General features: G+C 68.2%; 26 protein-coding genes and 1 tRNA gene. 1 reads left to right on the top strand and 26 read right to left on the bottom strand.

The window, feature by feature from the left end; genetic code table 11:
* Nucleotides 1-6 precede the first annotated feature (6 nt).
* From Ahu01nite_RS48665 to Ahu01nite_RS48540, 25 genes are all read right to left on the bottom strand, one after another.
* Entirely contained in the window at nucleotides 7-333 is a 327-nt protein-coding gene (locus Ahu01nite_RS48665; protein ID WP_203843591.1) for a phage head completion protein, read from the bottom strand.
* Between the two features lie 13 nt (nucleotides 334-346).
* Nucleotides 347-742, bottom strand: a complete 396-nt coding sequence (locus Ahu01nite_RS48660) for a hypothetical protein (RefSeq protein WP_203843590.1) — start codon at nucleotides 740-742, stop codon at nucleotides 347-349.
* Nucleotides 743-1,099, bottom strand: coding sequence for a hypothetical protein (locus Ahu01nite_RS48655; RefSeq protein WP_203843589.1), 357 nt, complete (start codon nucleotides 1,097-1,099; stop codon nucleotides 743-745).
* The gene (locus Ahu01nite_RS48650) at nucleotides 1,092-1,994 is read right to left on the bottom strand and encodes a major capsid protein (RefSeq protein WP_203843588.1); all 903 of its coding nucleotides are present in this window, start codon (nucleotides 1,992-1,994) and stop codon (nucleotides 1,092-1,094) included. Before Ahu01nite_RS48650 ends, Ahu01nite_RS48655 begins: the two co-directional genes overlap by 8 nt.
* A 12-nt stretch (nucleotides 1,995-2,006) precedes the next feature.
* Nucleotides 2,007-2,384, bottom strand: a complete 378-nt coding sequence (locus Ahu01nite_RS48645) for a capsid cement protein (protein ID WP_203843587.1) — start codon at nucleotides 2,382-2,384, stop codon at nucleotides 2,007-2,009.
* A gap of 3 nt (nucleotides 2,385-2,387) precedes the next feature.
* Nucleotides 2,388-3,740 (bottom strand): head maturation protease, ClpP-related, encoded by a 1,353-nt coding sequence (locus Ahu01nite_RS48640; protein WP_203843586.1) that lies wholly within the window; start codon nucleotides 3,738-3,740, stop codon nucleotides 2,388-2,390.
* Nucleotides 3,737-4,984: a phage portal protein family protein gene (locus Ahu01nite_RS48635; RefSeq protein WP_203843585.1), complete on the bottom strand. Its 1,248-nt coding sequence runs from the start codon at nucleotides 4,982-4,984 to the stop codon at nucleotides 3,737-3,739. Before Ahu01nite_RS48635 ends, Ahu01nite_RS48640 begins: the two co-directional genes overlap by 4 nt.
* 13 nt (nucleotides 4,985-4,997) lie before the next feature.
* The gene (locus Ahu01nite_RS48630) at nucleotides 4,998-6,524 is read right to left on the bottom strand and encodes a hypothetical protein (protein WP_203843584.1); all 1,527 of its coding nucleotides are present in this window, start codon (nucleotides 6,522-6,524) and stop codon (nucleotides 4,998-5,000) included.
* Nucleotides 6,502-6,915 carry a hypothetical protein gene (locus tag Ahu01nite_RS48625; RefSeq protein ID WP_203843583.1) on the bottom strand — a complete coding sequence of 138 codons (414 nt, stop codon included), beginning with the start codon at nucleotides 6,913-6,915 and terminating at the stop codon, nucleotides 6,502-6,504. The genes Ahu01nite_RS48630 and Ahu01nite_RS48625 overlap by 23 nt, the downstream gene beginning before the upstream one ends.
* A gap of 98 nt (nucleotides 6,916-7,013) precedes the next feature.
* On the bottom strand, nucleotides 7,014-7,304 hold the full coding sequence (locus Ahu01nite_RS48620; protein WP_203843582.1) for a hypothetical protein: 291 nt from the start codon (nucleotides 7,302-7,304) through the stop codon (nucleotides 7,014-7,016).
* 64 nt (nucleotides 7,305-7,368) lie between these two features.
* Entirely contained in the window at nucleotides 7,369-7,623 is a 255-nt protein-coding gene (locus Ahu01nite_RS48615; RefSeq protein WP_203843581.1) for a hypothetical protein, read from the bottom strand.
* A 636-nt stretch (nucleotides 7,624-8,259) separates the two neighbouring features.
* Nucleotides 8,260-8,333, bottom strand: a tRNA-Met gene (locus Ahu01nite_RS48610).
* A gap of 114 nt (nucleotides 8,334-8,447) precedes the next feature.
* Entirely contained in the window at nucleotides 8,448-9,254 is an 807-nt protein-coding gene (locus Ahu01nite_RS48605; protein WP_203843580.1) for a hypothetical protein, read from the bottom strand.
* A gap of 66 nt (nucleotides 9,255-9,320) precedes the next feature.
* On the bottom strand, nucleotides 9,321-9,683 hold the full coding sequence (locus Ahu01nite_RS48600) for a hypothetical protein (protein ID WP_203843579.1): 363 nt from the start codon (nucleotides 9,681-9,683) through the stop codon (nucleotides 9,321-9,323).
* The gene (locus Ahu01nite_RS48595; RefSeq protein WP_203843578.1) at nucleotides 9,680-10,000 is read right to left on the bottom strand and encodes a hypothetical protein; all 321 of its coding nucleotides are present in this window, start codon (nucleotides 9,998-10,000) and stop codon (nucleotides 9,680-9,682) included. The genes Ahu01nite_RS48600 and Ahu01nite_RS48595 overlap by 4 nt, the downstream gene beginning before the upstream one ends.
* Nucleotides 9,997-10,320, bottom strand: coding sequence for a hypothetical protein (locus tag Ahu01nite_RS48590; RefSeq protein WP_203843577.1), 324 nt, complete (start codon nucleotides 10,318-10,320; stop codon nucleotides 9,997-9,999). Before Ahu01nite_RS48590 ends, Ahu01nite_RS48595 begins: the two co-directional genes overlap by 4 nt.
* Before the next feature lie 373 nt (nucleotides 10,321-10,693).
* Nucleotides 10,694-13,411, bottom strand: a complete 2,718-nt coding sequence (locus tag Ahu01nite_RS51200; protein WP_239159771.1) for a bifunctional DNA primase/polymerase — start codon at nucleotides 13,409-13,411, stop codon at nucleotides 10,694-10,696.
* A gap of 109 nt (nucleotides 13,412-13,520) precedes the next feature.
* Complete coding sequence (locus Ahu01nite_RS48575) at nucleotides 13,521-14,258, bottom strand: hypothetical protein (protein ID WP_203843576.1); 738 nt, start codon at nucleotides 14,256-14,258, stop codon at nucleotides 13,521-13,523.
* A 14-nt stretch (nucleotides 14,259-14,272) separates the two neighbouring features.
* Complete coding sequence (locus tag Ahu01nite_RS48570; RefSeq protein WP_203843575.1) at nucleotides 14,273-15,157, bottom strand: hypothetical protein; 885 nt, start codon at nucleotides 15,155-15,157, stop codon at nucleotides 14,273-14,275.
* Nucleotides 15,154-15,516, bottom strand: coding sequence for a hypothetical protein (locus Ahu01nite_RS48565; protein ID WP_203843574.1), 363 nt, complete (start codon nucleotides 15,514-15,516; stop codon nucleotides 15,154-15,156). Before Ahu01nite_RS48565 ends, Ahu01nite_RS48570 begins: the two co-directional genes overlap by 4 nt.
* 172 nt (nucleotides 15,517-15,688) lie before the next feature.
* Nucleotides 15,689-16,249 carry a hypothetical protein gene (locus tag Ahu01nite_RS48560; protein ID WP_203843573.1) on the bottom strand — a complete coding sequence of 187 codons (561 nt, stop codon included), beginning with the start codon at nucleotides 16,247-16,249 and terminating at the stop codon, nucleotides 15,689-15,691.
* The gene (locus Ahu01nite_RS48555; RefSeq protein ID WP_203843572.1) at nucleotides 16,246-16,584 is read right to left on the bottom strand and encodes a hypothetical protein; all 339 of its coding nucleotides are present in this window, start codon (nucleotides 16,582-16,584) and stop codon (nucleotides 16,246-16,248) included. Before Ahu01nite_RS48555 ends, Ahu01nite_RS48560 begins: the two co-directional genes overlap by 4 nt.
* Nucleotides 16,581-16,754 (bottom strand): hypothetical protein, encoded by a 174-nt coding sequence (locus Ahu01nite_RS48550; RefSeq protein ID WP_203843571.1) that lies wholly within the window; start codon nucleotides 16,752-16,754, stop codon nucleotides 16,581-16,583. Before Ahu01nite_RS48550 ends, Ahu01nite_RS48555 begins: the two co-directional genes overlap by 4 nt.
* Entirely contained in the window at nucleotides 16,754-17,443 is a 690-nt protein-coding gene (locus Ahu01nite_RS48545) for a hypothetical protein (RefSeq protein ID WP_203843570.1), read from the bottom strand. Before Ahu01nite_RS48545 ends, Ahu01nite_RS48550 begins: the two co-directional genes overlap by 1 nt.
* Nucleotides 17,444-17,513: 70 nt before the next feature.
* Complete coding sequence (locus Ahu01nite_RS48540; protein WP_203843569.1) at nucleotides 17,514-18,002, bottom strand: helix-turn-helix transcriptional regulator; 489 nt, start codon at nucleotides 18,000-18,002, stop codon at nucleotides 17,514-17,516.
* Nucleotides 18,003-18,173: 171 nt separating this feature from the next.
* Between Ahu01nite_RS48540 and Ahu01nite_RS51620 the strand changes: the two genes are divergently transcribed.
* Nucleotides 18,174-18,566 (top strand): helix-turn-helix transcriptional regulator, encoded by a 393-nt coding sequence (locus Ahu01nite_RS51620; RefSeq protein WP_203843568.1) that lies wholly within the window; start codon nucleotides 18,174-18,176, stop codon nucleotides 18,564-18,566.
* 380 nt (nucleotides 18,567-18,946) lie between these two features.
* On the opposite strand, the gene Ahu01nite_RS48530 is transcribed toward Ahu01nite_RS51620, so the two are convergent.
* Nucleotides 18,947-20,431, bottom strand: a complete 1,485-nt coding sequence (locus tag Ahu01nite_RS48530; protein WP_203843567.1) for a tyrosine-type recombinase/integrase — start codon at nucleotides 20,429-20,431, stop codon at nucleotides 18,947-18,949.
* Nucleotides 20,432-20,568 lie beyond the last annotated feature (137 nt).

Genomic DNA, 20,568 nt, shown 5'->3' with positions numbered 1-20,568 from the left:
GTCACCTCACCCCTGGGTCACCTTGAGAAGGACGGCCTCGACGTGGTGCAGGCGGCCGCGGCGCTTCCATCGCTCGACGTCGCCGTCGACCTCGAATGTGGTGCCGTCCCACGTGACCCGGTCCGTTGCCTCAAGGTCCGCCGTTGGCGGCAGGAAAACGCGCCACCGGGTGGTCGTGCGCTGCTGGTCGTGGACGTCTTCGGTGCTCGACGCCGGGCCGACACCGGCCGGGTACTCGACCGCGACAGCCTGGTCCCAGTCACGTTCCTGGTTGCCGTATCCGTCGCCCACGAGCGGAGCTCGCAGCCGGGTGACACGGTCGCGAAGGATCACCGGCGACCTCCCATCACCAGTACGGCCGGGACAGCTCGGGCTGGTACCAGTCCGGCCCCGGGAGCGGAGCCGGGAAGGCTCCGACAGGCCCGCCGCGGCCGCCAGCCACATTGGCGTACGCGGCCCGGGCGGCACCAAGGATCTCGGCGCGGCGCTGCCGGTCCCATGCCGCCGAGGTCCCCCCGACCGTGTCGGAGGCGAGGCCCTCGGGGTTGTTGTAGAAAAGCCCGGCGAGTTCCAGCGCCCAGCCAAATAGGTCGTCCGGTGTCGGGTCGGGCCACTCGGCCAGTTCGGTGGCAGCCCTGAGCCAGCCCGACGCGACCCGGCGCGCGATTAGCACGGACGGCTCGTTGAGCGGTCCCTGCTGAAGGGCATCCTGCAGCTGGTCGGGCTCGAACAGATCCGCCACCTATGCCGCGCCGTACTTCTCGCGCAGTTGCTCGCGAGTCAGGCCGTCTTCGTCAACCGGCGCGAGCTCGGCCTCGGTGGCGCCCTTCGTGGCGGCGTACGCGGCCCACCTCTCGCGGGAATCGCGGCCGCTCGGCTTCTCGGCCATCGACGGCTCCTCGACGGTCGGCTCCGGCATCTCGGCCGCCGGCACGACCGACAGCTCCTCAGGCTCAAAGGTGAACGCGCCCAGGCGCTCGCCGCGCTCGATGTCGTCGGGCTCCGGAATGTCGACCGTCTCGCCGCGCATCGCAACCCTGTCGCGGCCGTTGGCGTCGGTGTACGGGAACGCCGACAAGAAGATCGTTTTCTCAGCCATTGAGCCCGGTCACCTTCTTGATTGAGTACGGGTTGGTGACGTACATGATCGGGACGACCGACGACTGCACCCAGTCGCTCTGGATGGACTTGTCCTCCCAGGTCTCCGTCTCCAGACCCTGCTCGACGTCTAGGGCGCCGACCTCACCGCGGGCGACGGCATACGCAGTGCCGTTCGCGACCTGCGGCGACGGGTAGAGCTCTTCGATGCCGGCCGCCTCGAGCATGTCGGGCAGCGCGTTGCCGTACGCGGTGATCAACTGGAACTTCTGCACCGGGTTGACGATCCAGAGGTTGTAGTTCACCCCCAGCTCGTCCTGCTCGGCGAGGAGCTGGGCCATTGCAAAGTCGGCCGCGGGCCACCCGCTGTTGTTCGTCTGGCCCGAGCCGGAAGTCACTACCGCACCCCAGTTGTGGCCGACGAACGTGCCGGCTCCGCCGAGCCCGGAGATGGCGGCCTCCAGGGTGGCCACCGCATTAGTGTTCACCTTGCGAACGATGGTGTTGGCCAGCTGGGTGACCTGGTTGTTGAAGCGCACGACGTTGTTGCGGCGCCGGGCCTCACGGGTGATGGGGAACTTGCCACCCCACTTCTCCGCAAGGGCGATCTTCGGCACGGTGGTCTGCGAGCCGACGATCGGGAACTCGGAACCGGGCGCAACGCGCTCGACGTCGCGGTCGGTGTAGAGCTCGTTGGTGGTGGCCTGGTCGTAGATGACCGAGCCGGTCGCGGAGCCGCCGGTGGCGAAGATCCGGTCGATGATGAAGCGCCGGAGCGTGATGTCCATGATGCGTCGGGTGACGCGCTTGGGCTGCTCGAGCGCCATGTCGACGGTGAGAGAGTTGCCGCTGACCGTGGGGTTGGCCAGCGGATATGTGACCTGCTGTGCGGGCATCTGTCAGGCTCCTCAGTACAGCGCGATCTGCGCGTCCGTGCCGCTGGTCGCGGCTGTGATGGCGACGCCAACCGCGATGCCGGATGCCAGGGTGATGGCCTGGCCGGCGGTGCCGACCTCGACCTGGGCTCCGGCCGCGATGGCGGCGCCGGCGGTCACCGGGACGATGAAGCCGGGGCCACGCAGGAGGCCGGGCTTCTCGCCGATGGCTGCGTCCTGCACGGCCACCGCGAACGCCTTGCTCGCTGCGGCCGCCGGGGCGACGCTGATCGTGCCGTCGCTCTGCCGGTTGCCGCTGATCGCGACGAACCGCTTGCCGATCACCGCGGCGGTGGCGTGGCCGTTGAGGCGGCGCCCGGGCTCGAAGAACGGGATGCACTCGTTGGCCATGGATCAGCCCTTCACGCTCGGCGCGGGGATACCCGCGAACCAGTAGTCATCGCTGGCGGCCGGATCAGGCGCCCCGTCGTTCTTGGTCGCGTAGCCGATCTCGGCCAGCGGCACGAGTCCGGGCTTGAGATTGGCCAGGGTCGACTCGGAGCCCGGGTCGACCTTGAGCTGCTCGAGCCAGTGCTCGCGCCGAGCGCGTGGGATGCGGCCGTCGTCAATCGCTGCCTGGACCAGTCCGGCGCGGCGCTCCGCCAGCTGCTGGGCGCGAGCCTCGCGGCCGTCGCGGGCATCCGCGACCAGCTGCTCGTGCTGGGCCTCGTCGACCACGACGGTGCCGGGCGGGGTCTGCGGGGCGGCCGGCTCGTTGAGGCGCTGGCCGAGCGCGGCCACGATGGCGCTCTCGTCCGCGTTGTCGGCGAGGCCGAGCTGCGACCGCATGGTGGTGAGCTGCTCGGGACTGAACGCCACGGCGGTGCTCCCTTCCTGCGTGTTCGGTTGCCGGCGCGCGGACGCGGCCGGGGTCTGTCGTGCCGGGATGCGCGGCGCGGGTGCCTGCTCGCGGCCGGCGTACATATAGGCACTGAGGTCGTGCCGGTCGGCGGCCGACAGGGAGTCCCACATGTCCCAGAAGCCGCCCGAGCGGCCTGGGGTGATGTGCGTGTCGGACGAGTAGCCGGACTCGGACAGCTCGCCGATCCGGTCGGCCAGGCCCGCCTCGACGGCCTCCTCGGCGGTGTACCAGGACTCGGCGCGCATGATGTCGCGCCATTCCTCCGTGGTGCCGCCGGCGCGGGCGGCGTAGACCGCGGCGTAGGCGTTGCTGGTGGAATCGAGGGAGTCGGCGTATTTGCGCACGTCGGCGGCGTTGCCGCTGGCGAAGCCCCAGGGATCGTGCACCATCATCTGACTGCCGGGCCGCATGACGACCTCGTCGGCGAACATTGCCGCAGCGCTGGCCGCCGAGGCGCACATGCCGTCGACGCTGGCGATCACGTGCGCGCGGTGGCCGCGGATGATGTTGCCGATGGCCATGCCGTCCTGGGCGGCGCCGCCCTGCGAGTTGATGTGCAGGGTGATGTGGTCGACATCCAGAGACGCGACGTCGCGGACGAAGCTGTCTGCCGAGACGCCGAACCAGCCGCCGATCGTGCCGTAGAGGTAGACGTCGGCGCGGCTTCCCCCGGCGTCTTCGCCCTGGCTGGGGTCCTCGCTCTCGGCCAGGGCGAAGACCGGTCCGATGTGGTACCACTCCGGCGGCTGATCGCGCGGTGCGCCGAAGACGCCGGAGCCGCGGGCGAACATACCGGGGTCACCCGGCGCCGGTGGGGCGACGGGGCGGCGAGTGCGAGTGGTCACGGTTCCTCCGTCGAAGCGGTCTCGCCCGGACGCTGGTCCTTCGACGGGAGGCCGTACTGCTGGCGCAGCGTCTCCTCGAGGGTGCGGTCGGGCCGGATAATCCCCGCGTCCACGAGGACCTTGATAGCGGCGGCAGTCGCGGCCTGGCGCGAGCCGATCTCGTCGAAGACGACGCGCGGCGCCGGCTCGGTCTCGCCGTAGTTGACGTCGACGATGTCCTCGACGATGTGCTGCGTGGCCACGTCGGCGATCTGTTGGGCAAGGGTCTGCAGCGACAGGGTGAAGAAGTCGGCGAAAGTGGTGCCCAGTGCCCACGAGCCCGTCTGGCTGCCAAGGTTCAGGAAGTGGGCGAGGACGGCGCGACCGATCTGCTCGTCGTGGTAGCGGATCGACGGCAGCGCCTGCGGCAGGGTGCCCTCGACGCCCGCGAGGCGGATCTTCGCGCCGTACGGTGTCGCCGCGCCCGCCTGCTCGCCGGACCGCCAGCGCCGTGCCATGTCGAGGCCCTTGGACAGGTCCTCTTCGTCCTCGGCTCCCTCATATACGGGGACGCCCAGGCCGTTGCGCTCGATGGTCTGTGCGTCGACGCGCAGCAGCCGGTCTTTGATCAGCCAGTGCTTGTAGGCCGGACGGAGCAGGCTGCGGCCGACCCAATTGCCGCCCTCCTTGTCGTGCACGTAGGCAACGAGGCGGGTCACGGGGATGATCTGCTGCGGGAGCCCGATCTTGTGGCTGTGCTGCAGGATGCCGATTAGGCCTCCGTCATCGGCGACGTCGACGCGCTCGATGGTGCGCGGCATGCGCGGCGCGAGCTTGCGCAGCCGGGCACGGCTGTCGGTGTCAAGGCGATAGACCTGCTCGAAGTACATGTGACCGAACGGCAGCATCAGCAGGGCTTGGCGTAGGTGGTCGGCCCAGGAAAAGCGGTCGCGGGTGCGCAGCGGTGGAGTGACCGGCAGGGAGTCGCCGACCACCGGCAGGCCGAGGTCCTCGGCGACCAGGCGGACGACGTCCTCGCGGGCGCCGGCCGGGTCGATGCGCCATGGCGTGCGGCGCACAGGCAGCGTGACCGCGCGGAGCACGGAGGCGACCTGCGAGTCCTGTGAGCGCATCGCGTCAAAGACGGCGACCGAGCGGGGCCACTGAAGCTCCGGCGTCGGCTCGTCATCGAGCTGGGTCCACCAGCCGGGACCCGCAGTCGCCTGCGCATAGCCAATCTCGGAGAGTGGAGCGGGCGTGGCCAACCTCGACCTCCGATCAGAATCCGGCCGTGGCCAGGTCGTTGGTCTCGGACGCCACGCCGAGCGGGACGTCGGCGTTCACGGGCGGGGGCGGCTTCGGCTTCTCCGGCGGCACCACGGAAAGGCCCCAGAACGCACCAGTCGCGCCGACCAGGGTCGTGATGTCGACGTCCGACCGGCGCCGGGACCACGCCCACAGCCCGTCGCCGATGTCGCGCCGGGCCGCGCTGCGGATGGCGCGGGCGAGCACCGGGTCGCCAAGGTGGCGCAGACCGTGGTTCTCCACCGCGGCCGAGAACGCCTCGCAGGCCTGGCCCAGATCGCGCGTCGACATCTGTCGGGGCTCGATCTTGGCGGTGATCAGGTCCGGCAGTAGGGCGCCAGCCGGGCCGCCCGGGTCGATGACCCAGTCGAGCGGCCGGTGCTTGAGCAGCTGCACCGCGCGGCCGGGAAGCCAAGCGGTGCCGGGGCGGTGGTCGACCACCTCGAGGTGGATCAACCCGTCTGGCCGGAGCATGGCCGCAACGATCGCCGCGGACTTCGACTTCGGCGCGGCGTCGATCATGAAAACCGGCCGTGAGATCGGGGCCGACGCCACGTCCGCGCACAGGCCCCAGGCCTCCAGCGGCAGACCCGCCTCGTCCTCCGGGTCGTCCCACCAGACCATGAACTCGCGGCCGAACTCCTCCGGCGGCATGGACTGGCGCATCGACCGGACCGTCTCCACGGTGACCCGCCCGTGGAGCGCCGGCATGATGCGGCCCCAGCGCTCCTCGTCGTCGAACGCGCAGCCCCGAGCCGTCTTCGCATGGTCGCAGTCCGAATCGCGGCAGCCCTTGTGCGCGTCCAGGTCGCCGTACTCGACGTACACCTGCCGCGGCGACAGAGCAGCGCGGCCGCGATCCTTCGCCTCGTGCAGGACCAGCGAGTCTGCCTTGCCGGCCGACGAGGCCTTGACCACCTGGGGGTCGGGCACGGCGGCGAGGGTCGGCAGCAGCGCGCCCATGTGCGTGGGCTGCAGCGCGAACGCCTCGTCGAGCACGATCTTGTTGCCGGTCAGGCCACGGCCGGACGACTTCGTGCGGGCCTTGTACTTCACCCGCTGGCCATTCGTCAGCTCGATGGCCCAGCGGCCGTTGCCCTCGCTGATACCGGGCCGCTCGCCGCGGCTCGGGGCCAGGCGCTTCGACAGGGACGGCGCCGACTCAATGAGATCCGCCAGCTCGCGGAAGGCCTCGGCCGTCGTGTCGAGCTCGTGCGCCGAGTGAACGATCAGCCGTTCCTCGGTCACGAAAAGCCAGCCGAGCTCCATCTGCTTGATCACGCCGGTCTTGAACTGCTGCCTCGGACCGATAATGTCGATCTCGAAAGCCGCGGACTTGCCGTCGGGGCCGATCGCGAACGTCAGGTCGAGGATTAGCTCCTGGACCGGGTCCGGCGGGAAGCCTGCGAGCGCGCAGATGTCGGCGACCTCGGGCCCGTACGTCTCGACGTAGTCCGGGTGGCTCAGCCAGGTCGGATCAACGCGCCGTCGCGCGAGCACGCTTCTCCTCGCGACGCTTGCCGACCTGATCGACAGGATCGGCCTGCTTCTCGGCGGCACCCAGCGCGGACATTAGGCGCGAGTGCTCCTTGCTCAGGGTTGCCAGCGCCGAGCCGGTCTCCGTGCCAGCCGACATGCGGCGCGCCACAATCAGCACCTGCAGCCCGAGCATCGTGTCCACCTGGCCCAGCCGGTCCAACTCGCGCCGGGTGGCGACCTCGAAGTCTGAACCGGCCGGCGCGGCCGGAACGCGGTCGTCGGCCGTGGCTGGCTGAGGTGCGACTTCCTGCTGAGGCGCACGACTGGCCCGCTTCCGGCACGCCGGCGAGTGGAACCTGGCGGTCGAACGCTGCGCCTGGAACACCACGCCACAGGGGCACTTGACGTCCATAGAAGCCCCCTTACCGTGACCGCGATCGGCCGGGGAGAGAAACTCTGACTGGCGCGGGGGTCATCTGGTCGGCGGTCTCAGATTTTTCTGAGGCCGCCTCACCAGGCACGCGAGTGCCGAATCGCGCCGCGCTGAGCGTTCGTCACAGCAGCGCCGCGCCGTCCGCCTTCCGCGCGGTTGCAACGGGGGTGCTCCGGACCGGTCCATGCCGTGCGGTCGGGCGTGTGGCCGAGATCCCAGTCGCCACCTGGTGCGATCCATCGGCTGTCCTCGACGCAGTCAACAGCGTGGCAATCAACGAACCCGGCCTTGACCTTCGGCACCCAGCGCTCGCGCTCGGCCTGGTGGTCGGCGCCGTAGCCGCGGGAGGTGGTACTTGCCTTGGCCACGCCTGCCTCCGAACATGCAGACGCCCACCGCGCCGAGCTGGCGGGTGGGCGTGTGGGGGGCGGGTCAGCGAGGCAGGCGGAAGAGGAAGTAGCCCTCGGGTTTGCCCTGCTTGTCGTTACCGAAGGACATGTCGTGCATAACCCAGCCTGCATCCTCGACGGCTTCGATCTGCTCGGCGAAGCCGGCGAGGCTGCCGGAGAGCTGCTGCTGGGTCATGCCAACGTTGATTCTCACGACGTGCACGCGCCGGCCGTCCTCGATGGCCTTACGGGCTTCCTTCGCGAGGGCTTCGGCCTTGGCGTCTTTGATCCATCCCATGCTCGGCACTGTACGAGACACATAGTTTCGCGGACCATCCGCCGACTGGCCGCGGGAAGGTGCGCCATCGACAGTTCGCGAAAGGACTAATACCCCGCCTGAAGAGCCGCGTTTTTCGGCCGATGGGACACAATGGCTAACGCACGGGGCCAGTTCAAAGGCCAGAAGAAACGCCGCGTTCGGCGTAAGGAACATGGACGGCCCGCGTTGGCGCGCGAGCCGTCCTGGTTGCTGCACCGCAGTCATCACGTCGGGCAGACATGCGAGAGGAACAGCGATGGGAACGTTACCGGAAGAAGACTATCCAGTATCCGTCCAGGGCAGAACGTCCACCCGGAAGGGCGGACACGGGCAGCAGAGGTCCGTGAGAACTAACCGGCATAGCGCCAAGGATGTGCTCGTAGCTGGTGGAGGCTTTCTTGGGGTGATCTCGGGGGCGCTACTTGGTGCGGGCCAGGCGGGCATCAATGACGGCACAACCAGATGGGGGCTTGCAGCCCTTGTTTGGGTTGCAACTGTCGTCCTGCTCATCGCATACCTCAGCGGCCGCGACTGACGGGAAGTTAAGCGTGGCCGGGTCGACACTTCTCACGTCGACCCGGCCGCACTGTTCCCCCTCGACCCCCGAGCGGTGAGTGGCGCCGGCGGGAGTTGAATCCGCGGCCTCCTGGTTATGAGCCAGGCGAGTTACCGAGCTGCTCTACGGCGCGCCGGATACGACGAAGCCCCGCTGGCGGGGAGGCTCAGCGGGGCTTCGTCGTACGTGTGCTCATCGGACATTGATCCAACGATGACATTTAGGGTGTCTCATCGGCGAATCTTCGTCAAGCGGCCATGCGGCGTGTCACAGGATTTCGTACGGCTGCTGCGGCCTGGACGTCGAGGGCATCGCCGACGCGGTACGTCGGCCGGTCGGCCCTGGTGCCCTTCGCGACGAGCTGGCCGCTGGCGATCCACCGGTACAAAGACGAGCGGCCGACGGTCAGGCCGCCGCGTGCGAAGATGTCCCGCAGCTCGTCGGTGGTCACGAGCACGTCCTGCAGCGCATCCAGCATCCAGGCGCGGGCGACAGAGTAGTCGTGCTCGGTCCCGCATCCCCGGCATCGGCCGTACGCCGCGTCGCGTGGTGCGGTCACGTCCTCCATGCAGGTGCCGCCGTCGACCAGCTCGGCACCACACGGACCGAGGTACACGCGCTCGGCCGGCCGATCGACGATCCGGGACGCGACGCGGGCAAGGGGTAGCAGGGCGTCGTGGTACTCCCTCCAGAACGCCCGACCTCGGGCCCGAGCCGCACCGACAGCCAGGTAGTGGGCCAGGGTGCTACCGGTGATCACCTCGGGTAACGGCGCGCCGGTCTCGTCGAGAATGACGCGAGCCCAGGTCACCAACTCGCCTTGGATGGCACGGCCGCGGTCGCTGGCGTCTAGGCGGTACGGCAGCGCGGCCTCCGCGCCGTCCGGACGGGGGCCGTCGCCAGCGCTGATGCGGTCAAGCTTGGCCAGGGTGATGCTGATTTCGGGGATCAGCAGAGCGAGCTGGCGCAGCGCGTCGGCGACCCGCTGACCGCAGATCGGGCAGCCGAACTCGTTTCCTGTCACCGGCCGCGTGCAGGTGGTGCAGTTGATCAACGCGCATCCTTCGGGACGTCGGCCGACGGATGGCGGCCGGTGATTGGGTCGTCGGTGGCGAGCGGGTTACCCACGGTCGGCCCCCAGCCGGTTGCCATGGCCCGCCTGAAGCAGCAGGCGGGCGAACGTCTCGCCGGTCATGGTGACGTAGCCCTCAGCCGGCGAGGCCTTGCCCGCGCGGTGGTGCCAGACCACCCCGAAGTCGGCTCCGTCGTTGGCCGTTTCGAGCGCCGCCTCGTCGACCCAGGACGCGAGGGTCATCGCCCGGCAGTTCTTTGCCTCGATGACGACACCGGGGATGCCGGCAATGTCGCCGCGGTCCTGGGTGCCATAGAGCGCCCGGCGCTCGACGTGCGGGAAGCCGTTCTCGGCGAGGTAGCCCACGATCCTGGTCTCCCAGGCCGTGCCCTTGGCCTTGCTGGCGCTCATCGGGCAGCTGCCGATCCGAGCTGCATCAGAGTCGCCTGGAGCCGCTCGCCGTCGCTGCGCCGGAAGGTCCGGAACTCGTCGGCGTGGTCAACGTCGCACGTGCAGTCGTCGCCGTCGCAACACACCGCGACGGGCGCCGGGACGAGCAGGACGTGCCCGCCGATGCACTGCACACTCCACTCGCTAACGTTGGCCTCGGTCGACGCAATCGGGCCAAGGTCATCGTCGTAGAGGCTGGCGCCGAGCTCCATGCGCAGGAACATCGGCTCGCCGCAGTCCGGCAACGGACAGGCCAGCTCCTTGAAGGTTTTGGTCATCGGGATCCCCCTGGTGCGGGCAGCAGGCTCAGCTGCTGCGGTTGTGGCGGGCATCGGTGCTCGGCGAGCACCGGGCTGGCGAGTGCCGGATCCGTGCGGCGAATGGCATCGCGCTGGACGAGTCCGGTGCGCCGCAGGGTGAAGGTCTGGATGCCAGCGGCGGCCGCAGCAGCCTCCTGGGTGCCAGAGATCGGCACGACATCGACTCGGGCAGCGATTCCCTCTGCCAGGCCGTAGAGGATCGACCGGCGACATCGGGGGCACGTCTGGACGTACGGCGCGGTGGTTTCCAGGTGGACGAACCCGCGGACGGGCTTCATCGGACGCTCCGGAGGGCCGCCGGGTTTGCTGCGGGTTTGGATTCCGGGACTCCGACGCAAACCCGGGGCCAAACCCGGCGCTCGTTTTCACAGGCCAGAAGGGGTGCCGGTCGGGTCACCGGGTTTACCGGGTTTGAGTCCGAGGCTTTACGCGCGTGTGTACGTACGCGAGACGACGCACCTGAGGACACCTCTACGAAACCTTCTACACGCACACGCGTAAGAACTGCATTCCAAACCCGGTAAACCCGGTGACCCTGTGTGTAGGTGTAGTGAGCTGCGAAAATGTCCACCGGGTTTGGCGCCGGGTTTGACTCGGCGCCGGATTTACAAACCCGGTGCAAACCCGGTGACGGCTGAATGGCGGCCGGGTTCATCCCTGCTCGCCTTCGTGGTGCTCGACCCAATACACCTGGCAGTTGAGACTCCTGCTGTGCTCCGCGTGCAGGACGTACTCGCCGTGGAACCGGCCGACCTGTCCCCGCAGGTACCGCCCGAGCCCCTTCGCCGTGGGCAGCACGCCCTCCTCGTCGGACAGGAACCGCCCGTCCCAGCGATCGGTAGAGATAGCGTCGGCCCATTCGACGTCGGCCGACTGCCGGACTTCGCGGGCAACCTTGTGTGCGCTGCCGAACAGGTCGTGCCAGCGCTCCAGGAAGACCGCCCACTCGTTGTCTTCCTCGTCGAGCTCGCGGACCTCGTTGGCATTGTCGAGGAACCCGGGGATGCCGTGGTGGCTCAGCAAGCCGCCGGTGGCCGACGCCCAGATGGTGAACTGGCGCATGGTGTGCTTGTCGCGCGGGGCCCCGGCAGCGATCCAGTCCATGACCAGAACGAGCAGGTTCCAGAGCAGCTCGACGCGGTTGGCCGGGTCCTTCACCCATTGGTCAAGGTGCGGGATGCCGAACCGGTCGTTGTCGCGCAGTTCGGGCCGCGGCATCTTCGGGTCCAGCCGCACGAGCACCGTCCGGGTGGCCATGTCGCCGCCGAGCCTCAGGTTGTTGCCGGTGGCGAGCCAGAGCCGGTCGTTGGGCGCCGTGAACGTGCGGTTGGTCCCCAGGATCCGGTCGGACCACGTCGGGGTCGTCATGAGCATCGCCAGGGTCGGAGAATCGATCTGGCTGCCCTCTTTGACGTTGTCGTAGACGATCGTCGCAGCCGGCTGGTCGAGCAGACCGGTGATGGCCTTGCGGAGCTCGTTCTCGTTCTTGTTCCAGGGCTGGATCTTCTGCCCGTACAGCAGGCCAATGCCCTCGCTCAGGATCGTCTTGCCGGACGACTGCGTGGTGGCGCTGATCAGGCCGAACGGCGTCAACGTGCGCAGGTACGGCCGCAGGATCTGCGCGAGGAGCAGACCGATGTAATTGGCCCGGTCGGCTTCGGAAACCCATGGGAAGTCGCCGAGGAACTTGGCGATCAGGAAATGCTTCGCCTCGGCGACCTGCTCGGCGCTCGGCCGGGCCGGAACGTGAGGCAGGTCGACCTTGGACGCTAGGTAGAGGCCCGTGGCCGGGTCGTAGCCGGAGTCCTGCAGCAGGGTGCCGTCGGGTCGCAGGACGGGCGATCCGACGATGCCGTGCAGCTCGGGCACCGTGGGCCAGTGCCGCCGGGTGAGCACGGAGGAGAAGACCCGCTGGGTCGGCACGGTCTCCTCGACGAAGCTGCCGCGCAGCTTCGTGTACTTCTGCTCCCACAAGAACGTGTGCTCAGCGAATAGGCGGGCGAGGGCGTCCGGCTCGATCGTGCTAGCGATGACGGGCAGCGGCGGCCGATTCTCCGGGCCAAGCCCGGCCATGCTGACGTCGCCAGACACCTGCGTGATGAGCCGCAGCTCGCCGTTGGTGACGTAGATGTCCGGCAGGGCGCCCTGGTCGATGACATTCCCGAGGTCGCGGATGGCCTTGGCATCGTTCTCGATTTCGATGCGCAGCTTCTCGTCGGCCGGCGACTGCTCGAGCTCGCGGGCCGCGGTCCCCTCAACCGGCGGCTGCGGCGTGGCGGCCGGGCCCGGGGCGGCAGGCACGGCTGCTGACTTCGACCGGATCGGCGCGGGCCGCTGCTCGCCGAAGCCGCTCCGGCGAAGCTCGCGCGCTGCCGCCTTCGAGTCGCCGCCGTGGTGCAGAACCGAGTACGCCTGAAACTTGGTGATGCTGACCTCGGTGTCGAACTCCGTAGAGCTGGAGAAGACGTAGAGCCGGTCCCGTGCGGCATCCCTGCCAGTGGTGGCCGAGATGCCCGGGTCCTCCTTGCCGGGCCGCCGCCAGTACGTGGTGCTGCCCTGCGTGAAGGCAACCTTCCACCCGGCGCCGCCGAGCAGCAGCTCGTCGTCCCAGGGCGTCTTGGACTCGAAGTCGTCACCGGGCCGAACGCCGTCGCCGACGACCGTCAGCGGCCGGGTGGGCGTCGGGGCGGCTTCACGAACAGGCATCTGGTCGAGGCATCGGAACAGCCGGTGCAGCTGCTCGCGCTCAACCAGCGTGATGGTCGGCACCCGGCCGATGACACCGTGCACCAGCTCCCACGGGCGCCCACTCGGATGCGTCGGGCCGCCGGACGGCGCGATGACGACGAAGCCGCCCTCCCCCCGGGTCTCGGCCAGGACGCGCGGGAAGACCCGGCCAGCGTTCTTGGCGAGGATCTGGCGCTCGTTGTCGGTCAGCTCGTCGGCCCGGGCCGGCCGGTTGGCGAGCTTGGTGTTGCCGGGAACCTGGCCCCCGTCGATCCGGTAGAGGAAGTGCAGGCCGCCGGACGGCGAGCGTTCGGCGTAGCCGTCAGGTCCGGCGATGCGCAGCCACAGCTCGCTGAGGCCGGACTCATCGATCAGCTCCTGCAGCTGCTTGAGTGCGCCCTCGTCAACGGCGCGTCCTTCGAGCTCGAGGAGTTCGAGGCCGCCGGAAATCGCGCCGCAGAGCAGGCCCAGCCCGGGCCGCCCGCCGCGGTACCAGGCGTCGACCTGGTCGCGGGTAGGCAATTCCGTCTGGTACGCCCGCCAGCTGGCGACGTCGGGTGCCTTGCTGCCGTCGATCTTGGCCGGTAGCACGGCGTACCCAGCATCGGCCCAAGCCAGTGCGGCGGTACGGACGTCGATCATGTTTTGGAGCTCCGGCTCGTCAGGTGGTGCGTGAGCGGTGGAAAGTTCTCGGCCGAGAGGGCCGTGCACCTACCCCCGCCAGGGCAGATGCGCGACGCTCAAGGCCGGATCAGAACGGGGGCTCGTCGGTGAACTGGCCGGGCGGCAGCTGCTGGCCGCTCGGCAGGTTTGCGGTGACGGCGCTCATCGGCGCGGCCGGGGCGGCGGATGGCGGCGGGCCCGCGGGCGCGGCAGGGACGCCCGGGGCCGGCGGCTGGTAGCGCGCCTCGTAAATCTTCTTGTCCTTGCCGCGACCCCGGCCGTTCGGCTCGTCGCGCACATAACGCACGTGCAGAACACCGCCGACCTCGAGGCGCTGCGCCCCGGTCGAGCGCACAGCATCCTGGACGGCCTTCTTCATCTGGGTCTTGAGATAGAAGGCCCGGATGCCGTCGTCTTCGTCGCCGGCGGGCTGTGCCTGGACGGGGACGACGATCTGCCACATGGGGTTGCCGTCGTCGTAGAAGCGCAGCTGGCCCGACTCGAAGTCGCGCTGCTGCACAGTCGACGGCGCCTCGATGATCAGCCCGCCGACGACCGTGCCGTACTGGCCGTCGGGGAACTTCGCTCCCTTGTAGCCGCCGGACATCAGTTCGTCAGGCGAAGGCGGCGGCGGGGCGGGCCGCTGCGGCGCAGGGGCGGCCGGAGGCGCGGCCTGCTGCGCGGGCGGCGCCCAGCCCTGCGGCTGTCCGCCCCAGCTCTGCGGCTGCGCGGACTGTCCCCATCCGCCCTGTTGTTGGGCCGGGGGCTGCTGGCCCCAGCCGCCCTGCTGCTGCGGCTGCTGGCCCCACTGGTCGGGGTACGTCATCCTGGTCTTTCCTCTCAGAGAATCCCCGCGCCGAAGGCCTCGGCGCGGCGTTCGGTGGCTGCGACGTCGCCCGCGCAGCTGGCCCAGCCGGACGGCCGGCCCGCCTGACGGAAGCGGCAGAATTTGCAGGCGTCGCTCGACGGCGAGGCCTTGATCGCGGTGATCTGGTCCGGATGATTCGCCAGGTCCAGCTCCGCGACGGCCGTGACGATGTCGTAGTAGCGACCCAGCGCCCAGAGCGCGATCCGCTCGTCGTACGGCTCCGTCCACTCGTTCGAGTCGTCGTACTGCCACGACCGGGCGAGCAGCACCAGGCGGACGAAGCGCACCGGGCGGCCCTTGTTCGCGTGGCCCAGGCCGTAGAGGTGCGCCTGCACGCGGTACTCCTGGCTGACCTGCTCCCTCGGCGGCTTGCCCATCCGCTTCGCGGCCCCGAGCTTCTTCAGCGCCGTGTTCCCGACGTGCTTCCAGTCGACGACCATGTCGTGATCGATGTCGAAGGCGTCGCCGTTGCCCGCAACCTCGGGCAGGTCGATGCCGCCGTCAGCACCCGGCGCCGCCTCGGAGACGGTGAGCCTGTCCTCGGCTAGCCAGCGTTCGCGGCCAAGCTGGGCGTTCCAGAAGGCGACGACGTCCTCCATGGACGCGTGGACCGCAGTGCCCTGGAATGGCGCCCAGGTCGGCTCGGTCACCGGCGCCTGCGGGGCCCCGGCGAGTTTGCGGGCGATCTGCTGCGCGCACGGCGTGCCCAGCTCGCTCGGACCGAGCGCCTTCTGCATGGACCGCGGCCGCGATGTCTCGAAGTCCATAAGGACCTGGCGCAGCTCGCCGACGGTGGATGCAGGCTCGGCTGCCCCTCCGGCGAGCGACGCCATAACCTCACTAACACCCATTGTCATGAGCCAACCCTGTCATGAGACGACTTGTCATCCGCAAAGGGGCGACGGTCGATGGCCTCGACCCAGGCGACCGCAACGGCGGCGACCTGAAGCAACTCGGCGCGCAGCCTCACCGGGTCTCGCTCGGCTACCGCTTCGCGGTACTCCTCTTCAAGCACAAAGCGCCAGGTCAGCAGGCCTCGCTGGGCGGCGTCTTTGCAGAGCGTGCGTGCGCTGTCCGCCATGGCTCGTGATGTCGGCTGGCCGGTGCCGTCGAGGTGGTTCTGCTGCCCGAACTTGGCGTCCTGCCGGGCGCGTTCGTCAGCGACCTCATAGAGAACAGCGTCGGTGCGCCAGTCGTACGGCTGGGTGATGTTCATGCGGCCTTCCTCGAGGGGAGCGGGAGGACGAGAGCGAGCTCCGGTACCGCTGCGGGCGCCGGGCTCACGGGAACTTCGCAGCCGGGATGGCGGTCAAAGCCGCCGGCGGCGGCAGCGGGGTGCATCGCGGTGCCGCACCGAGCTGCGCAGGCGAGCAGACGAATACGCTTCTTCACGCGGCTACCACCAGCGCGTCGAAGAGCGTCATTGACGGACGGGCGCGGTTCCAGACGACCTGAGCCAGAAGTTCGCACCGCCGCTCGATGTTCGCCTTTCGTCGCTCGCGCGCCTGCCGCTCGTCGTCCGGCTCGCGCTGACCGGTCGTCAATTCCCGGCTCCAGGCAGCAATGCCCGCACCGGCCGCCTCTTTGCGTTGAGCAAGAGCGGTCCGGATCTCGTCGACCAGAGTCGGGGCGAAGCGGCCCGGGTCGCCGACGAGCTTCACGATGTCGGCTTGGCGGATGGTGAGAATCTCGGTGCCCCGTGAGCCGTGAAGGGTGAAGACCCGCCGGGTGACGGCATACATGCGCCACCGCTTGCCGTCGCTGAGGGTGCCGCCCCGGTCGTCCGTGTCGACGATGACTCCGCGGTCCCAAGCCGATGCGATGTGGACGGCATGCCAGGCCTGTTGGACGCCAGCGGCCCAGATGACGTGCTGATCGACCAGGCCCGGGGCACAGCCGAGCAGGATGTCCTGAGCTTCAGAGAACGGGCGCGCGCGGAGGACATTCATGACATACCGCCTGCCGCGTCTGCCAAGGCGGCGAGCTGCTCGGCGATCTCCTCGCCAACGCGGCGGTACCGCTCGACGAGCGCGGCCAGCCGCACGTTCTCCTCGTGCAGAACGTCGTATTCGGTCTTGATGCCGGAGGCGGAGACTTCGAGCATGCCGTTCGCGGCGTGAAGCTCGACGTCGAGCCGCTTGACCGCGGAGATCAGCGCAGGCACGTCCCGGTTGAAGTGCTCGCGGACGTCGAGCGGCAGGGAGCCTTCGAAGTTCGCGACCAGGCCGGTGTAAGCCAGCTCAGCGCGTTCGAGGATCTCGCCCAGATCCAAATTGTGACTCATCGCTGACCCGCCTTCTCGAAGGCGCGGATGTCGCGGCGAAGCTGGACGACGGCCCGGCGGGACGCACGGCTGCGGCGCAAACGGCCGATCAGCGAGGCGGCGCCATGGATCGCGGGGATGGAGCAGAGCAGCAGCGCCCAGATGGCGAGGATGATGCCGAAGATCTGCATCAGGCACCGGCCTTTGCGGCGAGCTGCGCCTCAAGTTCGGCCACGCGGGCCCGCAGCACGTCCGGGTTTTCCTCGGCGGGCGCCGGGATGTCGGCGTCGATCTTCAGCTGGATGCCAGCGGTCTCGTGCTCTACACAGTGGTCCCAGTAGCCGGCCGTCCCCTTCTTCGGCTCACCGGCCTTGCCGATCAAGAGGGTGCCGAGCTGGTCGACCGCGGAGACGGCGTCGGCGGTGAGCTTGCGGTGGGAGCCGCCCATGCCGAATGACAGCCAGGTCCAGACGGGCATCTTGCCGGTGTAGACGGCGAGCTTGTCGGCCAGCTCGTGAAAGGCGGCAGCCATCTCCGTGCTGCGGTTGAAGTCGCCCTGGTTGGCCTCGGCCATGTTCAGGCCGGCCGCCATCGCCTGGGCCAGCTTGAGCCGGATCTCGACGTGGTCGGTCTCGCCCTGCTCGTCGACGACGTCCAGGGTCTCCTCGTGAGCGACGTCCTCGGTGAAGCGGCTGGCTGGCATCCGGTACAGGACCGCGATGCTGTCCTGCGTCGGCGCAGCGCTGTCACGGACGATGCTGATGGTCACCTGGGTCTCGGGGCCGTACTCGTCGAGCGCAGCCTTGGCGCTGTCGACGACGTAGCGGTCCTCGTCGGTGAGCAAGGCCAGCCAGGGGCCGAGCCGGTTCGGGTTCTGCATGGGATACTCCTTCGGTCTGGCGGTCCCGGTGCTGGCAAGCGAAATCGGGGCCGCTTGGCTTTTTGGCTGTTCAGGCAACCTTTGTGGACGCCTTACGACGCGGCATCTGCCGACGAGCGGCGGCCTCGCGCATGCGGTCCAGCGACGATGGCGCCAAGTCGGGGGTCTTGGCCTTCACGGCCCGCGCAGCGAGGAATGCCTCCAGCTGCGGGCGGGTGAAGTAGAGGCTCCCGAAGAGCCTGGTGTGCTCGAACTTCAGGTCGTAGGCGGCGTTTTTAAGGCTGGCGAGGTTGAGCCGATACCGCACGGCCAAGTCCTCGAACAGGAAGAGTTCGGGCAGGTCGGAAGCGGTGCCCATGTCTCCGTCCTTTTGGTCGGGGCCGGCCGCCTTGGTGCGAATGAAGGCGGCGAGATCGGCCCTGCGGATGCGGAGGCTGCGCGGCCCCGAAGACGGGGCGGTCTTGATGTCCCCGGCCTGGACGGCTCGATTGACGGTCGAACGCGAGACTCCGAGGTGTTCGGCGATTCCCGGGACCGTTAACAGGACATCAGCAGACACGTCGGCCTCTCCTCCATGTCGGGTGTTGTCGGTTGTTGCTGTTCAGTGTTGCGCTTAGCAACCTACAACAACCGACAACAGGTGACAACACCCGACACCGCGTGACGGATTTGTGCCAACGAGCGAGCAGCGCCTGTCGCTGGAATCCGGCTACGTGCTACAACAACCAACATGGGTGAGAGGCGGCGCGGCGTCGCATACAGGTTGTGGCTAGAGGTCGAGAAGCGTCGTGCCGCACAGCAGATGAGCAAAGTTGACCTGGCTAAATTCACAGGTCTAAATAGGACAACGATCGACGGTCTGGAGACCTCTAGGCGCAGACCATCATCGAGGGTGGTGCATGCCTATGCGGATCTTTTCGGCATCCCACGCGACGAGGCTGAGGAACTTGCCGGCATCGTGCCACCGCAGCAGGACATGGATGTCCGCTCGGCAATCTCAGAGTCCACGGTCTACACCGACGCCCAGAAAAAGATCCTTCTCAGCGTCATCGAGGAGTTTGAGCAGGCCAGCGCGCAGCGGATAGAACAAGTGTTCGAAAACACGGAAGAATCCGCTCGGTAAGGGCTTGATCCACTGAGGGTGGTCCCGATACCGTCGGCGCGCGTCGATACGACGCGGTTACGACGGGGAGGACCGCACCTTGTACAAGCCGCTCATCTGGATCGCCGTCACCGCCTGGGGCGCAGTCACCGCAGTTTTAGCGGGCGAAATGGTCCAGAACAACCGCGAGCACCTCTTTGTGTACCTGGTGACTGTCGCCGCGACGCTGACCGGCCTAGCCGCTCTCCACCGCCTCGAATCCACCGTCATCGCACCCGTCCGCGAGGCGTTCATGCACGGCTACCAGTGGGCCGTACAGCAGTACACGCAGATGTCGAAAGCGGCGGAACCAGGCACCGACCTTGCCCAGATTCTGCGGCCCCCGGTCGGCGCCTGGACCTCTACGCCGAAAGAGCCGCAACCGGTGGCTGTCGGGGGCGAGGAGCGGGCGAAGTCTCAGCACCGAGCTCGTCGGCCGAGGCCTTGGGAGCGCGAGAACTGACGCGCGGACGACGCGAGGGGGCCGCGGATGTCGCGCGGCCCCGCGCCTTCGCGATAGCCGAGGCCGCGGACTTCTGCCCCGACGGCATCAAGCCGGCGTAGACCTTGTCGGTCACCGAGTTGGTCGCGTGGCCTACGTAGCGCGACACATACGTCGATGCCACATTCGGGTCCTCTAGCATCCAGGCTACGCAGGTATGCCGCAGATCGTGTGGTGTGGGTCGGCGGTGCAGCACCTCAGAGCAGTCGCAGTTCGACACGGCGTCCCGGGGCGCGGCGATGTGCCAGGAACAGCGGTTCCAGCCAGGCTTGAGCTTGTGCCCGCAAGCAGTGCCCTTTTGAGTCAGGCCACCGTTATCCCCGCAGTTGCCGGTCGCGTCGGCAACCTGCTTCCCCTGCGCTTCCGGCGGGTGCCGAGGACAGCGCATCGCATGGACGATGCCCGCGTTCCATCGAATCTCGAACCAGTCGTAATCGAGCCGGCCACCCTTGGGCCCGGTGAAGATCAGATCGTCCGGCGCCCTCCCCTCGCTGAGTTTGAGAAGCAGTTCCCAGAGCGCCCAGTCGATGGTGTTCCTTCTTCGCTGCCTTCCCTTGGTTGCGCCGAGGTACCACTCCCGTTTGCCGTCTGGGCCTTTCCGCAGCTTCCATGCCCGGCGCACCCATAGCTGCGGCTCAGGATTGCGACGGGTCGGGGGGATGAGATCCCGTGGCTGAAACGCTGTTCCCTCGTTGAATCGAACCCCAGAAGCGACAAGAACCTCTACGAAGTCCTGGATGCTGCCAGACACGCTGCCGTGGACCAGCTGGTACTCATCAGGGGTGAGGTAGACGTGGTCCTCGTCGCCCTGGTCGTCGTCGGCAATCTGGTCCCAGACGAAGTCGGTGCCGTCGCAGGGGTTCGTGTCGAGGTACCCGTTCTTCACACCAAAGCGGAAGGTCTGGTTGATAACCGAGTAGTGACGGGTGATCGTCTTGTTACTCAGGCCCGCAGCGCGCATCCCATTGACGAAGCCAGAAACGTCTGCTGGCGCAAAGGGTTTGACCCTCTTACCACCGAAGGCAGGCAGGATCCGGAATCCGAGCATCCCCTGATAACCATCTCGGGTGCGTGGCGAGATGCGGGTCTTCGAGGGGAGCCACAGCTCCGCCAGCTCGGAGAAGGTAATGCCCTCATCCTCGAGGCTCAGGTCGCCCCACAGCATCTGCTCGAGCTCTGAGCGCGTGAGGTTTCCCCTATGAGCATCGACGACACTCGCTACCTTCTCAGCAGTCTCGAGGTCATGGCACTCGATCGGCTGCTTGCGTCCGTGGGAGGGGTGCCCAGGGCGCTTCAGCCGCCAGACGACCCGGACTCCGGAACTACGCTCCTCGATGCTCGCCATGGAGACAATAATAGTTGTCCCCATGGGGACAGTCGACCTTTGTTAGCGCTGGTCATGGCTGGCTGACGGTTGCTGTGCGCAACATTAAAACGGGGCAAAATCACGTATATACAGGTAGGCGCAGGGGTAGCCGATAG

The sequence above is a fragment of the Winogradskya humida genome, assembly GCF_016862215.1.
Lineage (GTDB): Bacteria > Actinomycetota > Actinomycetes > Mycobacteriales > Micromonosporaceae > Actinoplanes > Actinoplanes humidus.
Note: the sequence above shows the minus strand (reverse complement) of the source record. Positions and strands in the feature narration are given on the sequence as shown.

What these genes read in the sequence shown, in the direction of transcription:
- Ahu01nite_RS48655 (WP_203843589.1), bottom strand. Translation starts at nt 1,099, where the DNA reads ATGGCTGAGAAAACGATCTTCTTGTCGGCGTTCCCGTACACCGACGCC.
- Ahu01nite_RS48650 (WP_203843588.1), bottom strand. Translation starts at nt 1,994, where the DNA reads ATGCCCGCACAGCAGGTCACATATCCGCTGGCCAACCCCACGGTCAGC.
- Ahu01nite_RS48645 (WP_203843587.1), bottom strand. Translation starts at nt 2,384, where the DNA reads ATGGCCAACGAGTGCATCCCGTTCTTCGAGCCCGGGCGCCGCCTCAAC.
- Ahu01nite_RS48625 (WP_203843583.1), bottom strand. Translation starts at nt 6,915, where the DNA reads ATGGACGTCAAGTGCCCCTGTGGCGTGGTGTTCCAGGCGCAGCGTTCG.
- Ahu01nite_RS48615 (WP_203843581.1), bottom strand. Translation starts at nt 7,623, where the DNA reads ATGGGATGGATCAAAGACGCCAAGGCCGAAGCCCTCGCGAAGGAAGCC.
- Ahu01nite_RS48600 (WP_203843579.1), bottom strand. Translation starts at nt 9,683, where the DNA reads ATGAGCGCCAGCAAGGCCAAGGGCACGGCCTGGGAGACCAGGATCGTG.
- Ahu01nite_RS48595 (WP_203843578.1), bottom strand. Translation starts at nt 10,000, where the DNA reads ATGACCAAAACCTTCAAGGAGCTGGCCTGTCCGTTGCCGGACTGCGGC.
- Ahu01nite_RS48590 (WP_203843577.1), bottom strand. Translation starts at nt 10,320, where the DNA reads ATGAAGCCCGTCCGCGGGTTCGTCCACCTGGAAACCACCGCGCCGTAC.
- Ahu01nite_RS51200 (WP_239159771.1), bottom strand. Translation starts at nt 13,411, where the DNA reads ATGATCGACGTCCGTACCGCCGCACTGGCTTGGGCCGATGCTGGGTAC.
- Ahu01nite_RS48575 (WP_203843576.1), bottom strand. Translation starts at nt 14,258, where the DNA reads ATGACGTACCCCGACCAGTGGGGCCAGCAGCCGCAGCAGCAGGGCGGC.
- Ahu01nite_RS48570 (WP_203843575.1), bottom strand. Translation starts at nt 15,157, where the DNA reads ATGACAATGGGTGTTAGTGAGGTTATGGCGTCGCTCGCCGGAGGGGCA.
- Ahu01nite_RS48565 (WP_203843574.1), bottom strand. Translation starts at nt 15,516, where the DNA reads ATGAACATCACCCAGCCGTACGACTGGCGCACCGACGCTGTTCTCTAT.
- Ahu01nite_RS48560 (WP_203843573.1), bottom strand. Translation starts at nt 16,249, where the DNA reads ATGAATGTCCTCCGCGCGCGCCCGTTCTCTGAAGCTCAGGACATCCTG.
- Ahu01nite_RS48555 (WP_203843572.1), bottom strand. Translation starts at nt 16,584, where the DNA reads ATGAGTCACAATTTGGATCTGGGCGAGATCCTCGAACGCGCTGAGCTG.
- Ahu01nite_RS48550 (WP_203843571.1), bottom strand. Translation starts at nt 16,754, where the DNA reads ATGCAGATCTTCGGCATCATCCTCGCCATCTGGGCGCTGCTGCTCTGC.
- Ahu01nite_RS48545 (WP_203843570.1), bottom strand. Translation starts at nt 17,443, where the DNA reads ATGCAGAACCCGAACCGGCTCGGCCCCTGGCTGGCCTTGCTCACCGAC.
- Ahu01nite_RS51620 (WP_203843568.1), top strand. Translation starts at nt 18,174, where the DNA reads ATGGGTGAGAGGCGGCGCGGCGTCGCATACAGGTTGTGGCTAGAGGTC.
- Ahu01nite_RS48530 (WP_203843567.1), bottom strand. Translation starts at nt 20,431, where the DNA reads ATGGCGAGCATCGAGGAGCGTAGTTCCGGAGTCCGGGTCGTCTGGCGG.